The sequence below is a fragment of the Variovorax sp. RCC_210 genome (assembly GCF_041355175.1).
GTDB lineage: Bacteria > Pseudomonadota > Gammaproteobacteria > Burkholderiales > Burkholderiaceae_C > Variovorax.
This window is the reverse complement of record NZ_JBFUPJ010000008.1, coordinates 220399-239530: the sequence shown is the minus strand read 5'-3', so window position 1 is coordinate 239530 and position 19132 is coordinate 220399. Positions and strand designations below refer to the sequence as shown.

19 protein-coding genes are annotated in these 19132 nt (G+C 67.4%); 7 read left to right on the top strand and 12 right to left on the bottom strand.

The window, feature by feature from the left end; all coding sequences use genetic code 11:
• Nucleotides 1-102: 102 nt before the first annotated feature.
• Genes AB6807_RS22645 through cyoA form a run of 7 tightly spaced genes read right to left on the bottom strand, consistent with a single transcriptional unit; the run spans nucleotide 103 to nucleotide 6991 of the window.
• Complete coding sequence (locus AB6807_RS22645) at nucleotides 103-648, bottom strand: response regulator transcription factor (RefSeq protein ID WP_116910911.1); 546 nt, start codon at nucleotides 646-648, stop codon at nucleotides 103-105.
• Nucleotides 629-2050, bottom strand: a complete 1422-nt coding sequence (locus tag AB6807_RS22640; protein WP_371086386.1) for an ATP-binding protein — start codon at nucleotides 2048-2050, stop codon at nucleotides 629-631. The genes AB6807_RS22645 and AB6807_RS22640 overlap by 20 nt, the downstream gene beginning before the upstream one ends.
• A 53-nt stretch (nucleotides 2051-2103) precedes the next feature.
• The gene (locus AB6807_RS22635) at nucleotides 2104-2895 is read right to left on the bottom strand and encodes an SURF1 family protein (RefSeq protein ID WP_371086309.1); all 792 of its coding nucleotides are present in this window, start codon (nucleotides 2893-2895) and stop codon (nucleotides 2104-2106) included.
• Nucleotides 2895-3305, bottom strand: a complete 411-nt coding sequence (cyoD, locus tag AB6807_RS22630) for a cytochrome o ubiquinol oxidase subunit IV (RefSeq protein ID WP_371086308.1) — start codon at nucleotides 3303-3305, stop codon at nucleotides 2895-2897. The genes AB6807_RS22635 and cyoD overlap by 1 nt, the downstream gene beginning before the upstream one ends.
• A complete protein-coding gene (gene cyoC, locus AB6807_RS22625) occupies nucleotides 3302-3967 on the bottom strand; it encodes a cytochrome o ubiquinol oxidase subunit III (RefSeq protein WP_371086307.1) in 666 nt (221 codons plus the stop codon). The genes cyoD and cyoC overlap by 4 nt, the downstream gene beginning before the upstream one ends.
• Entirely contained in the window at nucleotides 3960-5963 is a 2004-nt protein-coding gene (gene cyoB / locus AB6807_RS22620) for a cytochrome o ubiquinol oxidase subunit I (RefSeq protein WP_116910913.1), read from the bottom strand. Before cyoB ends, cyoC begins: the two co-directional genes overlap by 8 nt.
• Before the next feature lie 2 nt (nucleotides 5964-5965).
• Entirely contained in the window at nucleotides 5966-6991 is a 1026-nt protein-coding gene (cyoA, locus tag AB6807_RS22615) for a ubiquinol oxidase subunit II (RefSeq protein ID WP_116910914.1), read from the bottom strand.
• A 180-nt stretch (nucleotides 6992-7171) separates the two neighbouring features.
• Here cyoA and AB6807_RS22610 point away from each other — a divergent pair, with 180 nt between their 5' ends.
• From AB6807_RS22610 to AB6807_RS22600, 3 genes are all read left to right on the top strand, one after another.
• Entirely contained in the window at nucleotides 7172-8509 is a 1338-nt protein-coding gene (locus AB6807_RS22610) for an MFS transporter (RefSeq protein WP_116910915.1), read from the top strand.
• Between the two features lie 83 nt (nucleotides 8510-8592).
• Entirely contained in the window at nucleotides 8593-9276 is a 684-nt protein-coding gene (locus AB6807_RS22605) for an HAD family hydrolase (protein WP_371086306.1), read from the top strand.
• Complete coding sequence (locus AB6807_RS22600; protein ID WP_371086305.1) at nucleotides 9273-9602, top strand: hypothetical protein; 330 nt, start codon at nucleotides 9273-9275, stop codon at nucleotides 9600-9602. The genes AB6807_RS22605 and AB6807_RS22600 overlap by 4 nt, the downstream gene beginning before the upstream one ends.
• Here the strand turns inward: AB6807_RS22600 and AB6807_RS22595 are convergent.
• The 5 genes from AB6807_RS22595 to AB6807_RS22575 form a co-directional block, all read right to left on the bottom strand.
• Nucleotides 9545-10558: an isopenicillin N synthase family dioxygenase gene (locus AB6807_RS22595; RefSeq protein WP_371086304.1), complete on the bottom strand. Its 1014-nt coding sequence runs from the start codon at nucleotides 10556-10558 to the stop codon at nucleotides 9545-9547. The genes AB6807_RS22600 and AB6807_RS22595 overlap by 58 nt on opposite strands.
• Nucleotides 10555-11325 carry an amino acid ABC transporter ATP-binding protein gene (locus AB6807_RS22590; RefSeq protein WP_371086303.1) on the bottom strand — a complete coding sequence of 257 codons (771 nt, stop codon included), beginning with the start codon at nucleotides 11323-11325 and terminating at the stop codon, nucleotides 10555-10557. The genes AB6807_RS22595 and AB6807_RS22590 overlap by 4 nt, the downstream gene beginning before the upstream one ends.
• Nucleotides 11322-12032 carry an amino acid ABC transporter permease gene (locus AB6807_RS22585; protein ID WP_371086302.1) on the bottom strand — a complete coding sequence of 237 codons (711 nt, stop codon included), beginning with the start codon at nucleotides 12030-12032 and terminating at the stop codon, nucleotides 11322-11324. The genes AB6807_RS22590 and AB6807_RS22585 overlap by 4 nt, the downstream gene beginning before the upstream one ends.
• Nucleotides 12033-12045: 13 nt before the next feature.
• Nucleotides 12046-12741, bottom strand: a complete 696-nt coding sequence (locus AB6807_RS22580) for an amino acid ABC transporter permease (RefSeq protein WP_116910921.1) — start codon at nucleotides 12739-12741, stop codon at nucleotides 12046-12048.
• 126 nt (nucleotides 12742-12867) lie between these two features.
• Nucleotides 12868-13695, bottom strand: a complete 828-nt coding sequence (locus tag AB6807_RS22575; RefSeq protein ID WP_371086301.1) for an ABC transporter substrate-binding protein — start codon at nucleotides 13693-13695, stop codon at nucleotides 12868-12870.
• A gap of 275 nt (nucleotides 13696-13970) precedes the next feature.
• On the opposite strand from AB6807_RS22575, the gene fabV reads away from it, so the two are divergent.
• From fabV to AB6807_RS22555, 4 genes are all read left to right on the top strand, one after another.
• Entirely contained in the window at nucleotides 13971-15167 is a 1197-nt protein-coding gene (gene fabV, locus AB6807_RS22570; protein ID WP_371086300.1) for an enoyl-ACP reductase FabV, read from the top strand.
• A 27-nt stretch (nucleotides 15168-15194) separates the two neighbouring features.
• A complete protein-coding gene (locus tag AB6807_RS22565; protein ID WP_371086299.1) occupies nucleotides 15195-15614 on the top strand; it encodes a group II truncated hemoglobin in 420 nt (139 codons plus the stop codon).
• Between the two features lie 38 nt (nucleotides 15615-15652).
• The gene (locus AB6807_RS22560; RefSeq protein WP_371086298.1) at nucleotides 15653-16876 is read left to right on the top strand and encodes an NAD(P)/FAD-dependent oxidoreductase; all 1224 of its coding nucleotides are present in this window, start codon (nucleotides 15653-15655) and stop codon (nucleotides 16874-16876) included.
• 183 nt (nucleotides 16877-17059) lie between these two features.
• Nucleotides 17060-19129: a bifunctional 2',3'-cyclic-nucleotide 2'-phosphodiesterase/3'-nucleotidase gene (locus tag AB6807_RS22555; protein ID WP_371086297.1), complete on the top strand. Its 2070-nt coding sequence runs from the start codon at nucleotides 17060-17062 to the stop codon at nucleotides 19127-19129.
• Nucleotides 19130-19132: the final 3 nt, after the last annotated feature.

Below are 19132 nucleotides of genomic sequence, written 5' to 3'. Positions count from 1 at the left end.
GTACCTCCTGCGAATGGGGTGGATGTGGCGTGCGGGCTTGCAAGAAGCGCACCGCGCGCGCCCGGTTTGATCGACCTGTTGAAGAGCTGCTTGAGCGACCTTCTACTTGACCTGCTGCTTGCCCAGCTTGCGCGCCAGCGTACGCCGGTGCATGCCGAGCCTGCGCGCGGTCTCCGAGATGTTGAAGCCGGTCTCGGCCAGCGTTTCGTGAATGCGCTCCCATTCGAGCGTCTTGATCGAGGTCGAGCGGTTGGTCAGCTCCACCTCGGTGGTGCCGGCCGCGCGGCCGAAGGCGGCCTCGATGTCGTCCGTGTTCGACGGCTTGGCCAGGTAGTGGCAGGCGCCCAGCTTGATGGCCTCCACCGCGGTCGCGATGCTGGCGAAGCCGGTGAGCACCACGATCAGCATCTTCGGGTTGTGCTGGTGCAGCATCTGCACGCAGGCCAGGCCCGAGGCCTCGCCGTTGAGCTTCAGGTCGACCACGGCATAGCCCGGCGAGCCGGCGGCCAGCAGCGCCTCCACCTCCGCGAGGTTGCTCGCCTGTTTCACGCCGTAGCCGCGGCGCTCGAAAGAGCGGCCGAGCGCGCGCGCGAAGGCGTCGTCGTCCTCGACGATCAGCAACTGGCGCTCAGCTTCGGTTTCTGTCATGGCCTTCCGATTCGATGGTTCCGTCCTGCGGGAGGGCGTCGTCGCCGATGTAGGCGACGTCCTCGTCCTCCACTTCTTCTTCCTCGAGCACGATCGCCGCCAGCGGCAGCGTGATCTTCACGATGGCACCGCCCTCGGGCCGGTTCAGCGCCGCCACGCGCCCACCCACGGTGCGCGCCACGTTGACGACCAGGAACAGCCCCAGGCCGCCGCCGGGGCGGCCCTTGCTCGACTGGTAGGGTTTGCCGAACTCCTTCAGGATGGCCGGCAGGAAGCCGGGGCCCGCGTCCGTGACCGTGATCGTCAGCGTGTCGGCGTCGTGCGCCGCTTCCAGGCGCAGCCAGTGCGGCGACGCCTCCAGCGCATTGTCGAGGACGTTGCAGATCATCTGCTTGAGCGCCGAGTCGGAAACCATGGGCAGGTCCCGGCCAAAGCGGTTGTCGTACTCGAAGTCCTCGATGGGGCGGGTGGTGCGCCACTCCTGCACCAGGTCGTCCAGGAAGGTGCTGACGGTGGTTTCCTCGGACGACTCGCCGCGCGCCTCGCCGGCCGACAGCAGGATGCCGCTCACGATGCTCTTGCAGCGCTGGATCTGCAGCTCCATCTCGGCCACCTCGGTGAGCAGCTCGGGGTCGGAGTTGAAGTGCGGCAGCCGGCGCCAGTCGCCCAGGATCACGGCCAGCGTGGCCAGCGGCGTGCCCAGCTCGTGCGCGGCGCCCGAGGCCAGCAGGCCCATGCGCACGATGTGTTCTTCTTCGGAGGCGCGCTGGCGCAGGTCGGCCAGCCGCGCGTCGCGCGCGCGCAGGTTGCGGCTGATGCGGGTGATGAAGATCACCAGCAGCGCCGCGTTCAGCGCGAAGCACACCAGCATGCCCTGCACGTAGGGGCTCGCCAGGCCGCGGTGGTGGTCCAGCGGCAGCGCCAGCGGGCGCGAGAACAGCGCCAGCAGCGCAAAGCACAGGCTGGTGATGACCACGATGGTCCAGGTCGACCAGGGCTTGAGCAGCACCGCGCCCAGCGTCACCTGCAGCAGGAACAGGAAGACGAACGGGTTGGTCGCCCCGCCGCTCAGGTAGAGCTGCGCGGTGAGCGTGGCCACGTCGATCAGGAGCGCCAGGAACAGCTCGCCGTTGGTCACGCGCCGCGGGCTGCGCGAGCGCCACAGGCTGACCACGTTGAACAGCGCCAGGCAGGTCAGCACCTGCAGCATGTGGTCCAGCGGCAGCCGGATGGCGAAACCGTAGTGCACCAGCAGGATGGTGACCACCTGCCCGACCACGGCGAACCAGCGCAGCTGGATCAGCTGCAGCATGTTCTGGTGGCCGGTGGCGTTGTCCAGGTTGGCGAACCCGACGCGGGGCGCGTGCAGCTCGCCCGCGACCGCTTCGGTCGTGGCGAACATCTTGGGTGGGGTGGGCGTCGGCATGGGCTGCATTTTCGCCGCACCCGAAGCGCTCACCCGGGCGCGCCCGGCTGTCGCGCTCGGCGCTTCTCGTCGCGCCAGACGAACCAGGCCGCGCCCAGCACCATCAGCGCCAGGCCGTACCAGGTGAAGGCGTACACGGCGTGGCTGTTGGGAAAGGCGATGACCGTGAGGCCGCCGGCAGGCCAGGCGGGGGTGTCGGCAGTGGCAGTTGGCTGCGTTGCCTGTGCCGCCTCGGCGTCGATGAAGTAGGGCGCCACGTTGCCCAGGCCGCGCGCCGCGGCAATCGCTTGCACGTCGCGCGAGAACCAGCGGTCGGCCGCCGGGTCGTTCTTGCGCAGGAAGCCGCCCTTGGGCTCGCTCAGGCGCAGCAGGCCGGCCACGGTGGTCTCGCCCTGGGGCTCGGGAGCGGTACGCGCCGCGCGTTCACGCGCTTCTGGCGGCACGAAGCCCCGGTTGACCAGCACCACGGTGCCGTCGGCGGCCTTCAGCGGGGTCAGCACCCAGAAGCCGGCGCCGAGCCGGGTGCTGGCCTGCACCAGCGTTTCTTTGTCGTGAAGGAAGGTGCCGGTGACGCGAAGGTGCCGGTACTCGTCGTTGGCCGCACTGATGGTGGGCCATTCGGCTTGCCTGGGGGCCGCGGTGGCCGGGGCGTGCACGCGCTGGTCGACGCGGGCGATGAGGTCGAGCTTCCAGGCGCGGCGCTCGACCTGCCAGGTTCCCAGTGCGAAGAACCCGGCGAAGGCAACGGCGGCAAGGACCGCCAGCACCACCCGCGCCGTGCGCGAGGAAGAGGAACGCTGGCGGACTGCCGGTGCCGCCATCAGGGCATGTTCTTCATGTCGTGCATGGACGGCATCATGTTGGTGTTCATGTGATACATGACCCACAGCGAGCCGGCCAGCGTGATGACCACGACCACGATGGTGAAGATGAGCGCCAGCAGGTTCCAGCCGCCTTCGGACTTGGCGTCCATGTGCAGGAAGTACACCATGTGCACCACGATCTGCACCACCGCGAACGCGAGGATGACGAGGGCGGTGGTGTTCGGCTTGTCGAACACCTTGGCCATCACCAGCCAGAACGGAATGGCGGTCAGGACCACGGCCAGCACGAAGCCGGTCATGTAGCCCTTGAAGGTGCTGTGGCTCACGGGGCCGTCGTCATGGCCGTGGTCGTCGTGGCCATGGCCGCCATGTGCGCCGTGGCCGGCGTTGTCGATATGCGCGCTCATTGCAGCGATCCCATCAGGTACACGAAGGTGAAGACGCCGATCCAGACCACGTCCAGAAAGTGCCAGAACATCGACAGGCACATCAGGCGGCGGCGGTTGGCGGCGGTGAAGCCGTGCTTGGGCAGCTGGAACATCAGCACGATGAGCCAGACGATGCCGAAGGTCACGTGCAGGCCGTGGGTGCCCACCAGCGCGAAGAACGACGACAGGAACGCGCTGCGCTGCGGGCCGGCGCCTTCGTGGATCAGGTGCGCGAACTCGTACAGCTCCAGGCCGATGAAGCCCGCGCCCAGCAGGCCGGTGATGGCCAGCCACACCAGCACGCCGCCCATGCGGCGCTGCTGCATCTGCAGCATCGCGAAGCCGTACGTGATGGACGACAGCAGCAGCAGCGAGGTGTTGATGGCCACCAGCGGCAGGTCGAACAGGTCGGCGCCCGAGGGGCCGGCCGCGTAGCTGCGGCCCAGCACGCCGTACACCGCGAACAGGCACGCGAAGATCAGGCAGTCGCTCATCAGGTAGAGCCAGAACCCCAGCAGGGTCCCGTTCTCCGGATGGTGGTCTTCGTTGCGAACGTTGAACAGCTCGAACGTGGGCACGCTCGAGGCGTTGCCCACGGTGTTCGTGTGGGCGGAGGAGGGGAGGGCGGTGCTGTTAGACATGGGCGGCCAGGAGGCGCGTGCGCGCGTCTTCGGTACGAACGACTTCATCCGTGGGGATGTGGTAGTCGCGCTTGTAGTTGAAGGTGTGGACGATGATGGCCACGAGCATGGCGACGAAGCCGATGCCGGCCAGCAGCCACATCTGCCAGATCAGGGCGAAGCCCATCACCGCGCTGAGCGCCGCGATGATGAAGCCGGCGGCCGTGTTCTTGGGCATGTGGATCGGGCTGAAGCCTTCCAGCGGGCGCTGGTAGCCGCGGGCCTTCATGTCCGACCAGGCGTCGTTGTCATGAATGCGCGGGGTGAACGCGAAGTTGTAGGCCGGCGGGGGCGACGAGGTCGACCATTCGAGCGTGCGGCCGTCCCACGGGTCGCCCGTGGTGTCGCGCAGCGAGTCGCGGCGGATGTAGCTCACCACCAGCTGGATGATGAACGAGGCGATGCCCAGCGCGATCAGCACGGCACCGAAGGCGGCGACCTGGAACCAGATCTGCAGCGACATGTCCTGGAAGTGGCTCATGCGGCGCGTGACGCCCATCAGGCCGAGCACGTACAGCGGCATGAAGGCGGTCCAGAAGCCGACGATCCAGAACCAGAACGAGCACTTGCCCCAGAACGGGTCCAGCTTGTAGCCGAAGGCCTTCGGGAACCAGTAGGTGATGCCCGCCAGCATGCCGAACAGCACGCCGCCGATGATCACGTTGTGGAAGTGGGCGATCAGGAACAGGCTGTTGTGCAGCACGAAGTCGGCCGGGGGAACCGCCAGCAGCACGCCGGTCATGCCGCCGAACACGAAGGTGATCATGAAGCCGATGGTCCACATCATGGGCAGCTCGAACCGGATGCGGCCGCGGTACATGGTGAACAGCCAGTTGAAGATCTTCGCGCCCGTGGGGATCGAGATGATCATCGTCGTGATGCCGAAGAACGAGTTCACGCTGGCGCCGGAGCCCATGGTGAAGAAGTGGTGCAGCCACACGAGGTACGACAGGATGGTGATCACCACCGTGGCGTACACCATCGAGGCGTAGCCGAACAGGCGCTTGCCGGAGAAGGTGGAAACCACTTCCGAGAAGATGCCGAAGGCCGGCAGGATCAGGATGTACACCTCGGGGTGGCCCCAGATCCAGATCAGGTTCACGTACATCATGGCGTTGCCGCCCATGTCGTTCGTGAAGAAGTTGGTGCCGACATAGCGGTCCAGCGACAGCAGGGCCAGCACGGCGGTCAGTACCGGGAAGGCGGCAACGATCAGCACGTTGGTGCACAGGGCGGTCCAGGTGAAGACGGGCATCTTCATCATGGTCATGCCGGGTGCGCGCATCTTCACGATGGTTGCGAGCAGGTTCACGCCAGAGAGCAACGTGCCCACCCCCGCTATCTGCAACGACCATATGTAGTAGTCGACCCCCACGTCGGGGCTGAAGATGATGCCCGAGAGCGGCGGGTAGGCCAGCCAGCCGGTCTTGGCGAACTCGCCCACGAACAGCGACGCCATCACGAGGCCGGCGCCGAAAGTGGTCATCCAGAAGCTGAAGTTGTTCAGGAACGGGAATGCCACGTCGCGCGCGCCGATCTGCAGCGGCACCACGAAGTTCATGAGGCCCGTGACCAGCGGCATCGCCACGAAGAAGATCATGATCACGCCGTGGGCGGTGAAGACCTGGTCGTAGTGGTGCGGCGGCAGGAAGCCGGCGTTGTCGCCGAAGGCCATCGCCTGCTGGGCGCGCATCATCAGGGCGTCGGCAAAGCCGCGCAGCAGCATCACCAGGCCCAGGATGATGTACATGATGCCGATCTTCTTGTGGTCGATGCTGGTGATCCAGTCACGCCACAGCGGGCCCCACAGCTTGAAGTAGGTGAGCGCGGCCAGGACGGCGATGCCGCCCAGCACCACGCCGGCAAATGTCGCGAGCAGGATGGGCTCGTGCAGGGGAATCGCCTCCAGTGAGAGGCGACCGAAGACCAGCTTCGTGAGGTCGAGGTGTTCGAGCATCGTTATTCTTCGGTGGTGCACATCGCCGTGACGTACTTGCGCTTGGGCGAATTGATGTTGTCGGGCTGCCAGGCTTGCATGGTGGCCACGTTGAAGGCGCCGGGCTTGCCCAGTCCGCCGTCGGCGTCGATGGCCATCATCTGCTTCATGCACATCTTGCTGCTGTCGACGCAGCGGTTCAGGATGGCTTCGTACAGGTCGGGTGCCACGGTGGCGTAGTGGCGCACGGGCTCGCGCTCGCTGGGCGCTTCCAGCTTCTGGTACAGGGCGCGGTCGAGGCCGCCTTCCTTGTTGCTCTTGACCTTCTCGACCCACTGGTCGAAGTCGCCGTGGCTCAGGCCATGGAACTTGAAGCGCATGCCCGAGAAGCCCGCGCCGCTGTAGTTGGCGGAGAAGCCGTCGAACTCACCCGGCTTGTTGATCACCGCGTTCAGCTTGGTCTGCATGCCCGGCATGGCGTAGATCTGGCCGGCCAGCGCGGGGATGAAGAAGGAGTTCATCACCGAGGAGGCCGTGATCTTGAACTCGATCGGGCGGTCCACCGGGGCGGCCAGCTCGTTCACCGTGGCAATGCCCTGCTCGGGGTAGATGAAGAGCCACTTCCAGTCGAGTGCCACCACTTCGACCACCAGCGGCTTGGTGTCCGCGGGAATGGCGCGCTGGGCGTCGATGCGGCGCAGCGGCTGGTACGGGTCCAGCGTGTGGGTGCTGATCCAGGTGATCGCGCCGAGCGCGATGATGATGAGCAGCGGCGCCGCCCAGATCGCCAGCTCGAGCTGCGTGGAGTGGTCCCAGTCGGGGCTGTAGACCGCCTCCTTGTTCGACTGGCGGTAGCGCCACGCGAACAGGATGGTCAGGGCGACCACCGGGATGATGATGATCAGCATCAGCACGGTGGAGACGACGATGAGTCGTCCCTGCTGATGGGCGATGTCGCCGGAGGGGTTCATCAACACCGTGTTGCAGCCGGCCAGGAGGACGACTGGAAGCAGCAGGAGTGATCGGCGAAGGTTCTTTAGGATGTGCATGCCGTGGGGAAAAGAGGTGCGAGGTCGGCGCAAAATGACCCCACAATCTACGCCGTGAGACGGGTTTTGCCTATTGGACGTTTTGTCCTATGGCGGTAAACGTGTTTCAGTGCGACGCTATAGGCTCTCCATGATCTTTTTGTGTCGCGTCCCGGCGTGGCATTCGAATTACAGCAAGCAATGACGACGTCCAGCATCACTCCGCAAGGCGCCCATCCGCTGCCGAGCTCGCCCGAACGCGACGCCCGGCAGATCGACGACCACTCGCACATCGCCCCGGGTGAAATCGCTGTCGGCGTGATCATCGGCCGTGCCTCCGAATACTTCGACTTCTTCGTCTACGGCATTGCCTCGGTGCTGGTGTTCCCGGCCGTGTTCTTCCCGTTCGAGCAGCACCTCGAGGGTGTGCTGTATTCGTTCCTGATCTTCTCCTTCGCCTTCATCGCGCGTCCGTTCGGAACTGTCATCTCGATGGCCATCCAGCGACGTTTTGGGCGAGAGGCCAAGCTCACGCTGGCGCTGTTCGTGCTGGGCACCTCCACGGCCGGCATCGCGTTTTTGCCCGGCTATTCGAGCATCGGCTTCACGGCCATCGTGCTGCTGTCGCTGTTCCGCTTCGGCCAGGGCCTGGCGCTGGGCGGCTCGTGGGACGGCCTGCCTTCGCTGCTGGCGCTGAACGCGCCGGCCAACCGCCGCGGCTGGTACGCCATGCTGGGTCAGCTGGGCGCGCCCATCGGCTTCTTCATTGCCAGCGCGCTGTTCGCCTACCTGTACTCCAGCCTGCCCAGCGAAGACTTCCTGGACTGGGGCTGGCGCTACAGCTTCTACGTGGCCTTCGCCATCAACGTGGTCGCGCTGTTCGCCCGCCTGCGCCTGGTGGCCACCGACGACTACTCGCGCCTGCTCGAAGAGCGTGAACTGGAGCCCACCAGCGTCACCGAACTGGTCGGCTCGCAGGGCGGCAACATCCTGATCGGCGCCTTCGCCGCGCTGGCCAGCTACGCGCTGTTCCACCTGATCACCGTGTTCCCGCTGTCGTGGATCACGCTGTACTCCGACCAGTCGGTCACCGAATTCCTGGTCGTGCAGATGATCGGCGCGGTGCTCGGCGCCGCCGGCATCGTGGCCTCGGGCCTGCTGGCCGACCGCATCGGACGCCGTTTCACGCTGGGCGGCCTGGCCGCGGTGATTGCCGCCTTCAGCGGCTTCGCCCCCACGCTGCTCGACGGCGGCCGTGTCGGGCAGGACATCTTCATCCTGGTGGGCTTCGTGATCCTGGGCCTGTCGTACGGCCAGGCGTCCGGCGCCGTGACTTCCAATTTCGCGCCCAAGTACCGCTACGTCGGCGCCGCCCTGACGGCCGACGTGGCCTGGCTGGTCGGCGCGGCCTTCGCCCCGCTGGTCGCCCTGGGCCTGTCGGCCCACTTCGGCCTGGCTTATGTAAGCGTCTACCTGCTGTCGGGCGCGGTCGCCACGCTGGCCGCGCTGGGTTTGAACCGGGCGCTGGCACGCGACTGAGCGGCCGCTGTCGTTCTGTTTCAATCCAAAAGGGGCCTTCAGGCCCCTTTTTCTTTAGGTCCCTTTTTCATTAGGATGCCCGCATGTTCGCCGCCGCCATCTTCGACATGGACGGGCTGCTGATCGACTCGGAGCGCCCCATCATGGCGGCCTGGATCGACGCCGCCCGCACGCTCGACATCGAGCTTTCGCACAGCCAGTACATGCAGGTCGTGGGGCTCTCCACTTCCGAATCGCAGGCCGTCCTGGCGGCGCTGCTGGGCGGCGACGAGGCATACCTGCACGCCATCGACCAGGTTCGCCAGCGCCTGCAGCTGGAGCGCTCGGACGGCGAGCCGCTGTTTCCCATCAAGACCGGCGCGGCCGAGTTCCTGGACGCCTTGCGCGCCCGGGGCATCCGGTGCGCGGTAGCCTCGTCGTCCACCCGCGGGCAGATCCAGGCTTGCCTCGGCAGCCTCGACCTGCTGCACCATTTCTCGGCTTTCGCGGGCGGCGACGAAGTGGCACGGGCCAAGCCCGACCCGGCGCTCTACCTGCTCGCCGCGCAGCGGCTGGAGGTGGCCCCGGCGGACTGCATCGCTTTCGAAGACAGCGAGAACGGCGCCAAGGCCGCGCTGGCCGCCGGCATGCGCGTCGTCGTGGTGCCCGACCTCAAGCACCCGCCCGCGGCCATTGTCGAGCGGGCGTTCCATGTGCTCGAGTCGCTGCACCACGCCGTGCCGCACCTGCCGCTGTGGTTTCCCGCGGAGACCGCGAGGCTGCCGTGATCAAGATCGGCACGCTCTGCCATGTGGTCGACAGCTGCCAGGCGTCGCCTTTCACGGAGCGTGCGGTGGGGCGGATCGTCGAGGTGGTGTCGGCGCCCTACGAGGCACCCAGCGAGCGCTACCTGCCCGGCACCTACTACGACGTGCTGTTCGAGGGCTGGACCTTCTATTGCCGCAGCGACAAGCTCATTCCCATCTCCGATCCCGATGCCGAGGTCGAACGCTGGGAAGACGCCTTCCTGGAAGAACCGGTGCCAACGCCCGCCGTTCAGAGCACTTCGTCGCGCAACTGTGGAAACACCTTCGAGACCTTCGCCAGCAGGTAGTCGCCGTAGCGGCCGCTGAAGGCGTGCACGTTGGCGCGGTCCCAGCGCTCGGCGCTGTCGTCGCGCGCCGCGGCGCCCTCCAGCCCCTCGATGCGTTGCACGCGCGCCTCGAAGTTCGGGTCGAAGAACAGCGGAAAAGACAGCCGGTCGTGGCCCGAGATGTTGCGCTTCACGCGGTGAGGCGTCGACTTGTACAGCCCGCCGGTCATGCGGTCGAGCATGTCGCCGATGTTGCAGACGAAAGAGCCGGCAACGGGCGGCGCGTCGATCCAGCCGCTGGGCGTGTGCACCGCCAGCCCGCCGATATGGTCTTGATGCAGCACCGTCAGCAGCCCGTAGTCGGTGTGCTCGCCCACGCCCCACTGCACGTCCAGCCCCTCGGGCACGGGCTGCGAGGGGTAGTTGAACAGGCGGAAAAGAACGAGCGGGTCGGCCGTGTAGCGTTCGGCGAAGTAGTTCGCGTCCAGCCCCAGGCTCAGCGCAATGCCCTCCATCAGCCGGTGGCCCAGCTGCGTCACCGCCGCCATGTACGCGAGGATGGTCTCGCGAAACTCCGCCAGCCCGGGCGCATCGGGAAACAGGTTCGGCCCGTGCACCGGCGTCTTCGCGAGCACCAGCGGGTGCGTGGCGGGCAGCTCGGTGCCCAGGTAGAGGCCTTCCTTCCAGTCGGGCCGGCCCGAGGTCAGCTCGCCGCCGAGCGGAAAGTAGCCGCGCCACGCGCGGCCGCCCAGCGCCATGCGCCACTGCATCTTGGTGTCTTCGGGCAGCGCGAAGAAGCGGTGGCTCAGCGCTTCGAGCCGCTGCACCAGCGCCGCATCGACGCCGTGGCCCGTCACGTAGAAGAAGCCGTGCGCGCGGCAGGCGGCGCCGATCTGCGCCGCGACGGCGTCGCGCCCGGCTGTTGTGCCCGCAACGAGCGGCGCCACGTCGATGAGGGGGAGGGATGAAGCGGTCATGCGTCTCGTGGGTCTCTTGGGTCTCGTGGGTCTTGCGAGAACGGCGATCGGATGTCGGACAGGAACTGCTGCGCCCGCGGATGCTGCGGGCGGTTGAAGAAGTCGTCGGGCGTGGCGCGCTCCAGCACCTTGCCTTCGTCCATGAACAGCACGCGGTCGGCCACCTCGCGCGCGAAGCCCATCTCGTGGGTGACGCACACCATGGTCATGCCGTCGCGCGTGAGGTCGCGCATCACCAGCAGCACCTCGCCGACCATCTCGGGGTCGAGCGCGCTGGTGGGCTCGTCGAACAGCATCAGCGGCGGCTCCATCGCGAGCGCGCGCGCGATCGCCACGCGCTGCTGCTGGCCGCCGGAGAGCTCGCTGGGCCACGCGTCGGCCTTGTGCGACAGCCCCACGCGCTGCAGCAGCGCCATCGCGCGCTCGTCGGCCTCCTTGCGCGACAGGCCGCGCAACTGCATGGGCGCCATCGTGCAGTTCTGCAGCACCGTGAGGTGCGGGAACAGGTTGAACTGCTGGAAGACGAAGCCGATGCGCGAGCGAAAGGCGTTCACGTCCAGCCCCGGCGCGTGGATGTCCTGCCCGTCGACCACGATGCGGCCCGACTGGATGGGCTCCAGCCGGTTGAAGGTGCGGATGAGCGTCGACTTGCCCGAGCCCGAGGGCCCGCACACCACGACGACCTCGCCCTTGTGGATGGTTTCGGTCACGTCGACCAGGGCGTGGTAGCTGCCGTACCACTTGTTGACTTTGTCGAGTTCGATCATGCGGGCACCTTGGCGGTGGCGGTGGAAATGCCGCGGCGCGCGAGCCGGCGTTCGAGCCAGTAGGCGAAGCGCGACAGGCCGAAGCACAGAATGAAATACGTGCCACCCAGGATCAGGTAGATCTGCGCCGGCTTGGTGAACACCTGCGTGTTGATCTGCGTGGCGATGAACGACACCTCGGCCAGCCCGATGATGTAGCCCAGCGAGGTCTCCTTGATGGTCGAGACGAACTGGTTCACCAGCGAGGGCAACATGCTGCGCAGCGCCTGCGGCAGCACCACGAGGCGCATCGCGCGGCCATAGCCCAGGCCCAGCGCGCGGGCCGTTTCCATCTGCCCGCGCGGCAGTCCCTGGATGCCGGCGCGCACGATTTCCGCGAGGTAGGCCGCATCGAAGATGACCAGCGCGATCAGCATGGTGGTGAACTGGTCGGTCTTCACGCCGGTGACGCTGGGCAGGAAGAAGTAGGCCCAGAAGATCACCATCAGGAGCGGCAGGCCGCGCACCACGAACACGAAGCCCGTGACCGGCCAGCGCAGCCAGCGCCACGGGCTCGTGCGTGCCAGGCCCAGCGCAATGCCCAGCGGCAGCGCCAGCACCAGCCCGCAGGAGGCCAGCAGCAGCGTGAGCACCAGCCCGCCGAGCGGGCCGTTGGGGTACTGCCCGATGAGGAAGTAGACCCAGTAGTCGTTGATGATCTGAAGCATCGTGTGGCCGCCCTCAGACCGTCCGCACGGGGAAGCGGTGGTGGTACCAGGTCGCCAGCCCCGTGATGGCCAGCGACACCGTCAGGTAGGCCGCGCTCGCGAACGCGAAGGATTCGAAGCTGCGAAAGGTCGCGCTCTCCACTTGCCCGGCCTGGTACATCAGCTCGGCCACGCCGATGACGGTGGCGATGGAGGTGTTCTTCCACAGGCTCAGCGTCTGCGAGATGAGCGGCGGCACCGTCACGCGCAGCGCCTGCGGCAGCACCACGCGGCGCATGGTGGCGAGGTAGCTGAAGCCCATCGCGCGCCCGGCCTCGAACTGCACCGTGGGAATCGCGCGGATGCCGCTGCGGATGTCTTCGGCCATGAACGCGGCGGTGTACAGCGCCAGCGCGATGATGGCGCTGTAGGCCTCGATGTGGCCCGCGTAGAGCCACTGCTTGATGCCCTCGGGCAGCAGCTCGGGCGCGCCGAAGTACCAGAACAGCATGTGCGCGAGCAGCGGAATGTTGCGGATCGACTCCACGTACGCAAAGCCGAGCCAGCGCAGCGGCGCGAAGGGCGACAGCCGCAGCATGGCCACCACCAGCGCCAGCGGCAGGGCCAGCACCAGCGCGGCCACGAGCAGCTGCAGCGACAGCAGCAGGCCCGCGACCAGCATGTCGTGGTACTTGCCGGTGAGCAGCAAGGAATAGTCGAACAGGGGCATGGGGGGCGACAGTATCACTGCCCGCAGGGGGCGGCGGCGCTTGTTGGAGTGCGGCGCTCATGTGAGGGCCGCTTGCCCCCATCCCGGCCTTCCCCCGGGAGGGGAAGGAGCAAGGCGGGAGCCCGCTCAGTCGATCTTGTCGCTATCGAGCTTGAAGTCGCGCGTCTCGAAGCCCGAGGCCGTCGTCGGGCCGTACCACTTCACGAAGATCTTCTGCGCCTCGCCCGACTTCTCGAGCTCGCGCAGCGTGTCGTCCACCACCGCCTTGAGGCCGCTCTCGCCCTTCTTGATGCCGATGGCCAGCGCCTCGGTGCTCAGGTTCTGCTTGAGCACCACGTACTGCGCCTTCTGCGGGCCCAGCTTGGCGTAGCTGCGCAGCAGCGCGGCCTCGTCGTCCACGTAGCCCACGCCCTTGCCCTGCTGCAGCGCCTGGAAGGCCTGCTGGCTGGTGTCGAAGGTCACGACCTCGACGTTGGGCACCGCCTTGCGGATGTTCGGCTCCTGCGTGCCGCCGCGGATGGTCAGCACCTTCTTGCCCGCGAGCTGCGACACCTCGCCGATGCCGCTGTCCTTCTTCACGATGGCCTTCTGGCCGGTCACGAAGGTGGTGAGCGAGAAGTCGATCTGCGCCTCGCGCTCCTTGTTGTGCGTGAGGCCGGCGGCCACCAGGTCCACATGGCCCTGCTGCAGCTCGGGAATGCGCGCGGCCACCGCGATCTGCTTGAGCACCGGCTTCACGCCGATCTTCTTCGCGATGGCAGTCACCAGGTCGACTTCGTAGCCGACGATCTGGCGCGTCTTCGGGTCGACGAAGGTCGCGGGCTCGTCGGTGCCGAGCACGCCGACGACCAGTTCGCCCTTCTTCTTGATGTCGGCCAGCTGGTCGGCGTGCGCGAGCGTGCCGAGCAGCAGGGTGGAAGCGGCCAGGGCCGCGGCAATCAGGTTCAAGCGCATGTTCTTCTCCTTGAGAGATGGCAGGGCGAGACCATATCAATAAAACCGCAGATCATTAAATGGTCAATTCATATATCGACATGTGTGCGTGGCTATGAGCGCGAGGCGGGTGGCGCCACGGCATTTCGCCTGTGTGGCTGCTGAAGGCGCGGCCGGCGGGCTGGGTTAAATTCGCGGCGCCCAACGCACGCCGGCTGCGCTCTTGCAGCCCCTGTGCCGCGCCTCGCGGCGCCTCACCGAACGCGCCTCACCGAACATTGACTAGCGAGCTTTCCATGATCATCAAACCCCGCGTGCGCGGCTTCATCTGCGTCACCACCCATCCCACCGGCTGCGAAGCCAACGTCGCGCAGCAGATCGCCTACGTGAAGGCGCAGCCGCCCATCGCCGGTGGTCCGAAGAAGGTGCTGGTGATCGGCGCGTCGACCGGCTACGGCCTGGCCGCGCGCATCACCTCGGCCTTCGGGTGCGGCGCCGACACGCTGGGCGTGTTCTTCGAGCGCGCCGGCAGCGAGACCCGGCCCGGCTCGCCCGGCTGGTACAACACCGCCGCGTTCCACCGCGCCGCGGCCGCCGAAGGCCGCTATGCGAAGAGCATCAACGGCGACGGTTTCTCCGACGCGGTGAAGCAGCAGACCATCGACACCATCCGCGCCGACCTCGGCCAGGTCGACCTCGTGGTCTACAGCCTGGCCGCGCCGCGGCGCACGCACCCGAAGACCGGCCAGGTCTTCAACTCGGTGCTCAAGCCCGTCGGCAAGTCGGTGAACCTGCGCGGCCTCGACACCGACAACGAGACCGTGAAGGAGACGGTGCTCGACGCCGCCACGCAGGAAGAAATCGACAACACCGTGGCCGTCATGGGCGGCGAAGACTGGCAGATGTGGATCGACGCGCTGCAGCAGGCCGGCGTGCTGGCCCCGGGCGCGAAGACCACGGCCTTCACCTACCTGGGCGAGCAGATCACGCACGACATCTACTGGAACGGCTCCATCGGCGCGGCCAAGAAAGACCTCGACCAGAAGGTGCTGGGCATCCGCGAGCAGCTGGCCGCCACCGGCGGCGATGCGCGGGTGTCGGTGCTGAAGGCCGTGGTCACGCAGGCCAGCTCGGCCATTCCGATGATGCCGCTGTACCTGTCGCTGCTGTTCAAGGTGATGAAGGAGCAGGGCACGCACGAAGGCTGCATCGAGCAGGTGCACGGCCTGTATGCGCAAAGCCTCTACGGCGGCGCGCCGCACCTGGACGCCGAAGGCCGCCTGCGCGCGGACTACAAGGAACTGGCGCCGCAGGTGCAGGTGCGCGTGCAGGAACTCTGGCCGCAGGTGACCAACGACAACCTGTACGCGCTGACCGATTTCGCGAGCTACAAGACCGAGTTTCTGCGGCTCTTCGGCTTCGCGGTGGAAGGCGTGGACTACGCGGCGGACGTGAACCCCGACGTGGCCATTCCGGGCCTCGTCCAGGTCTGAAGAAGCGCCGGAGAGATACTCCCGCCCATGCAGATTCAAGACAAGCCGCCCGCCGGCACGCCCTTCGAGTGGATCGGCGGCGAACCCAGGGTGGAGGCGCTGGTGGAGCGCTTCTACGATTTGATGGACCTCGAGCCCGACTACGCGCAGCTGCGCGCCGTGCACGGCACCAGCCTCGACAACGCGCGCCAGCGCCTGTTCTGGTTCCTGTGCGGCTGGCTCGGCGGCCCGCAGCACTACACCGAGCGCTTCGGCCACCCGATGCTGCGCGCGCGCCATTTGCCGCAGAGCATCGGCGGCCACTCCATCGGCATCAAGGAGCGCGACCAGTGGCTGGCCTGCATGGACCAGGCCATGGGCGAGACGGGCGTGCCCGAAGACCTGCGCGAACGGCTGCGCGACTCCTTCTTCAAGACCGCCGACTGGATGCGCAACCGCGGCGAATGAACGACCTCACAACGATTTCGAAAGACGCTTCTCTCATCATGAATTCCATCGTCATCATCGGCGGCGGCCACGCCGCGGCCCAGCTCTGTGCCGGCCTTGCGGAAGCGGGGCAGGGCGCGCGCGTGCACCTGGTCTGCGAAGAGGCCTGCGAGCCCTACCACCGCCCGCCGCTGTCCAAGGCATTTCTCAAGAGCGCCGACGAGCCGACGCAGCCGCACAAGGCCGCCGACTGGTACCGCGAGGCAGGCATCACGCTGCACCTGGGCGACGCGGCCGTGTCCATCGACCGCGACGCGCACACCGTCACGCTGCGCTCAGGCGCGGTACTGCCGTGGGAGCGCCTGGTGCTGGCCACCGGCACGCGTGCCCGCCAGATGCCCGAGCTGAGGCCGGGCCTGGAGAACGTCGCGAGCCTGCGCGCCGTCGAGGAAGCGCACCGCCTGCGCGCGCGCCTCGCGGCGGCCGAGCGCGTCACCGTGCTCGGCGGCGGCTTCATCGGGCTCGAAGTGGCGGCCACCGCCAAGGCGCTGGGCAAGTCGGTGCAGGTCATCGAAAGCGCGCCGCGCCTGCTGGGCCGTGCCGTGTCGCCCGAGCTGTCGGCGCACGTGCTCGCCACGCACCGCGCGGCGGGCATCGACATCGTGCTCGGCGCGCAGACCGGCGCGTTCGAGGTCGAGGGCGACCGGCTGCTGTCGGTGCAGGTCAACGGCGTGAAGCAGCCGGTCGACCTGCTGCTGCTGAGCGTGGGCGCCGTGCCCGAGACCGCGCTGGCGCAGGCGGCCGGCATCGAGTGCGCCGACGGCATCGTGGTCGACGCGCAGATGCAGACCAGCGCGGCCGGCGTGCTCGCGGTGGGCGACTGCACGCGCTTTCCGGACCGCCGCGCGGCCCGCGCGCTGCGGCTGGAATCGGTGCAGAACGCCAACGACCAGGCACGCACGGCCGTGGCCACGCTGACCGGCGCGGCACGCGACCACGACGCGGTGGCATGGTTCTGGTCCGACCAGGGCAGCATGCGCCTGCAGATGGCGGGCCTGATGCCGGCCGAAGGCACGCCGGGCCTCGCCAGCGTGCGCCGCCCGGGGCCCAAGCCCGAGGCGTTCTCGCTGTTCCACTATGTCGACGGGCAGCTCGTGTGCGTGGAGTCGGTGAACGCGCCGGTCGACCACATGATGAGCCGCAAGCTGCTCGAAGCGGGCCGCAGCCCCGACGCGGCGGCGGTGGCGGACGTGTCAATACCACTAAAGAATCACCTGTCGTAAAGCCGCCGCACGCGGGCGCGCGTCAGGCAGGGTTCACCAACCTGTCACTGCGCTTTCAGAGACTGGTCTTCCTCGAATTTGCAGGGAGATCTCTCGATGAACAATGCAGCTACTGCGGCCCTTTCCCCGGCGCGCCCGGCATCCCCGGCCTCGCCACGTTCACCACACTCGCGCCTCGTGCCCATGACCACCTGTGCCGCCGTGCTTGCCGCCGTGCTCACCGCCTGCGGTGGCGGCAGCGACGGCGGCAACGTGGTGCTGCCACCGGCCCCTCCGCCCACCACGCCGCCCGCGCCAGCGCCCGCGCCGGTGGCGGCAGGCACGCGCGCCACGGTGGCTTTGCTGGAAACCACCGACCTGCACTTCAACGTGCGCAGCTACGACTACTTCAAGCTCGCCGAAGACAAGTCGTACGGCTACGAGCGCACCGCCACGCTCATCAACGCGGCGCGCAAGGAATTCGCGAACACCATGCTGTTCGACAACGGCGACACCATCCAGGGCACGGCGCTGGCCGACTACGAGGCGCTGGTGAGCCGCATTCCGTGCACGCAGCCGCTGTCGGTCTACAAGGCCATGAACGCCACCGGCTACGACGCCGGCACGCTGGGCAACCACGAGTTCAACTACGGGCTGGACTTTCTCAACCAGGTGCTCGGCGGCGGGCTCGATGTCGACGGCGTCGATGGCACCAAGAAGTGCGCCGGCCCCGCCTTTCCGATGGTGCTGGCGAACGTGCAGAGCGTGAAGAGCGGCAAGCCGCTGCTCGCGCCGTACACCATCGTCACCAAGCAGTTCACGGCCACCGGCCCCGACGGCAAGGCCGTGACGGTGCCGGTGAAGGTCGGCGTCATCGGCTTCACCACGCCCGGCATCCTGAACTGGGACAAGCGCTTTCTCGAAGGCAAGGTGCGCACCGAAGGCGCGGTCGAGTCGGCCACCAAATACATTCCCGAGCTGCGCGCGCAGGGCGCCGATATCGTGGTCGCGCTGCAGCACGGCGGCCTCGACGCATCGCCGTACTCGCCGACCATGGAAAGCCCCGGCCTGTACCTGTCGAAGGTGCCGGGCATCGACGCGCTCATGATGGGCCACCAGCACGGCGTGTTCCCCGACCGCGGCACCAACCCGGGCTACAAGCAGGCCGGCGTGGACAACGCGGCGGGCACCGTCAACGGCGTGCCCGCCGTCATGGCCAGCTCGTGGGGCAAGGCGCTGGGCCTCATCCGGCTCGACCTGGTGTACGACGGCAAGGCCTGGAGCGTGGACAAGACGAAGACCGACGTCCAGCTGCGCTCCACGCAGACCGGCAAGGACGGCGCGGGCAAGGCGATCTACGTGGACGCCGACCCGGCCGTTGCGCCGCTGGTCGAAACGCAGCACCAGGCCGCCATCAACTACGTGAAGACGCCCATCGGCAGCACCGACTTCCGCATGAACACCTACTTCGCGGACGTGGGCGACCCCGGCGCGATCCAGATCGTGAACCAGGCGCAGGCCGACTACGTGAAGGCCTACCTGCAGGCCAACCTGCCGCAGTACGCGAGCTTGCCGGTGCTGTCGGTGAGCGCGCCGTTCAAGTCGGGCTACGAGGGCGGGCGCGACTACACCGACGTGGCCGTGGGCAACCTGGCGATCTTCAACGCGGCCGACCTCTACCTGTACCCGAACACCGTGTACGCGGTGAAGGTGACGGGCGCTGAAGTCAAGGCCTGGCTGGAGGCCGCGGCCAAGCGCTTCAACAAGATCAGCACGACAGCCACGGCCGACCAGCAGCTCATCAGCACCTTCCCCGGCTACAACTTCGACATGTTCACCACGCCCGACGTGCAATACGAGATCGACGTGACGCAGGAGGTGGGCAGCCGCATCAGGAACCTGACGTACCTGGGCGCGCCCATCGACCCGGCGAAGGAGTTCGTCATCGCGACGAACAACTACCGCGCGACCAGCGGCGCGAGCTTCATTCCGGCGCTGGACGGCCGCGCGACGATCTATGCGTCGCCCGATGCCAACCGCGACGTGCTGATCGACTATGTGAAGACGCACAAGACCATCACGCGCGCGGCCAACGGCGCGGCCCGCAGCTGGCGCTTCACGCAGGTGACGACGGCGGGGAACGTGGTGTTCACGTCGGGACAGGGGCAGCTGAGCGCCGCGACCGATGCGGGGTTGGGCAATGTGTCGCTGCTGATGGCGGATGACGGGAGCGGGAAGGGGCGCTCGGTCTACAAGCTCGATTTGAGCAAGTAAGTG

Coding starts and splice junctions, on each gene's coding strand:
- AB6807_RS22645 (WP_116910911.1), bottom strand. CDS start 648: ATGACAGAAACCGAAGCTGAGCGCCAGTTGCTGATCGTCGAGGACGAC.
- AB6807_RS22640 (WP_371086386.1), bottom strand. CDS start 2,050: ATGTTCGCCACGACCGAAGCGGTCGCGGGCGAGCTGCACGCGCCCCGC.
- AB6807_RS22635 (WP_371086309.1), bottom strand. CDS start 2,895: ATGGCGGCACCGGCAGTCCGCCAGCGTTCCTCTTCCTCGCGCACGGCG.
- cyoD (WP_371086308.1), bottom strand. CDS start 3,305: ATGAGCGCGCATATCGACAACGCCGGCCACGGCGCACATGGCGGCCAT.
- cyoC (WP_371086307.1), bottom strand. CDS start 3,967: ATGTCTAACAGCACCGCCCTCCCCTCCTCCGCCCACACGAACACCGTG.
- cyoB (WP_116910913.1), bottom strand. CDS start 5,963: ATGCTCGAACACCTCGACCTCACGAAGCTGGTCTTCGGTCGCCTCTCA.
- cyoA (WP_116910914.1), bottom strand. CDS start 6,991: ATGCACATCCTAAAGAACCTTCGCCGATCACTCCTGCTGCTTCCAGTC.
- AB6807_RS22610 (WP_116910915.1), top strand. CDS start 7,172: ATGACGACGTCCAGCATCACTCCGCAAGGCGCCCATCCGCTGCCGAGC.
- AB6807_RS22605 (WP_371086306.1), top strand. CDS start 8,593: ATGTTCGCCGCCGCCATCTTCGACATGGACGGGCTGCTGATCGACTCG.
- AB6807_RS22595 (WP_371086304.1), bottom strand. CDS start 10,558: ATGACCGCTTCATCCCTCCCCCTCATCGACGTGGCGCCGCTCGTTGCG.
- AB6807_RS22590 (WP_371086303.1), bottom strand. CDS start 11,325: ATGATCGAACTCGACAAAGTCAACAAGTGGTACGGCAGCTACCACGCC.
- AB6807_RS22585 (WP_371086302.1), bottom strand. CDS start 12,032: ATGCTTCAGATCATCAACGACTACTGGGTCTACTTCCTCATCGGGCAG.
- AB6807_RS22580 (WP_116910921.1), bottom strand. CDS start 12,741: ATGCCCCTGTTCGACTATTCCTTGCTGCTCACCGGCAAGTACCACGAC.
- AB6807_RS22575 (WP_371086301.1), bottom strand. CDS start 13,695: ATGCGCTTGAACCTGATTGCCGCGGCCCTGGCCGCTTCCACCCTGCTG.
- fabV (WP_371086300.1), top strand. CDS start 13,971: ATGATCATCAAACCCCGCGTGCGCGGCTTCATCTGCGTCACCACCCAT.
- AB6807_RS22565 (WP_371086299.1), top strand. CDS start 15,195: ATGCAGATTCAAGACAAGCCGCCCGCCGGCACGCCCTTCGAGTGGATC.
- AB6807_RS22560 (WP_371086298.1), top strand. CDS start 15,653: ATGAATTCCATCGTCATCATCGGCGGCGGCCACGCCGCGGCCCAGCTC.
- AB6807_RS22555 (WP_371086297.1), top strand. CDS start 17,060: ATGACCACCTGTGCCGCCGTGCTTGCCGCCGTGCTCACCGCCTGCGGT.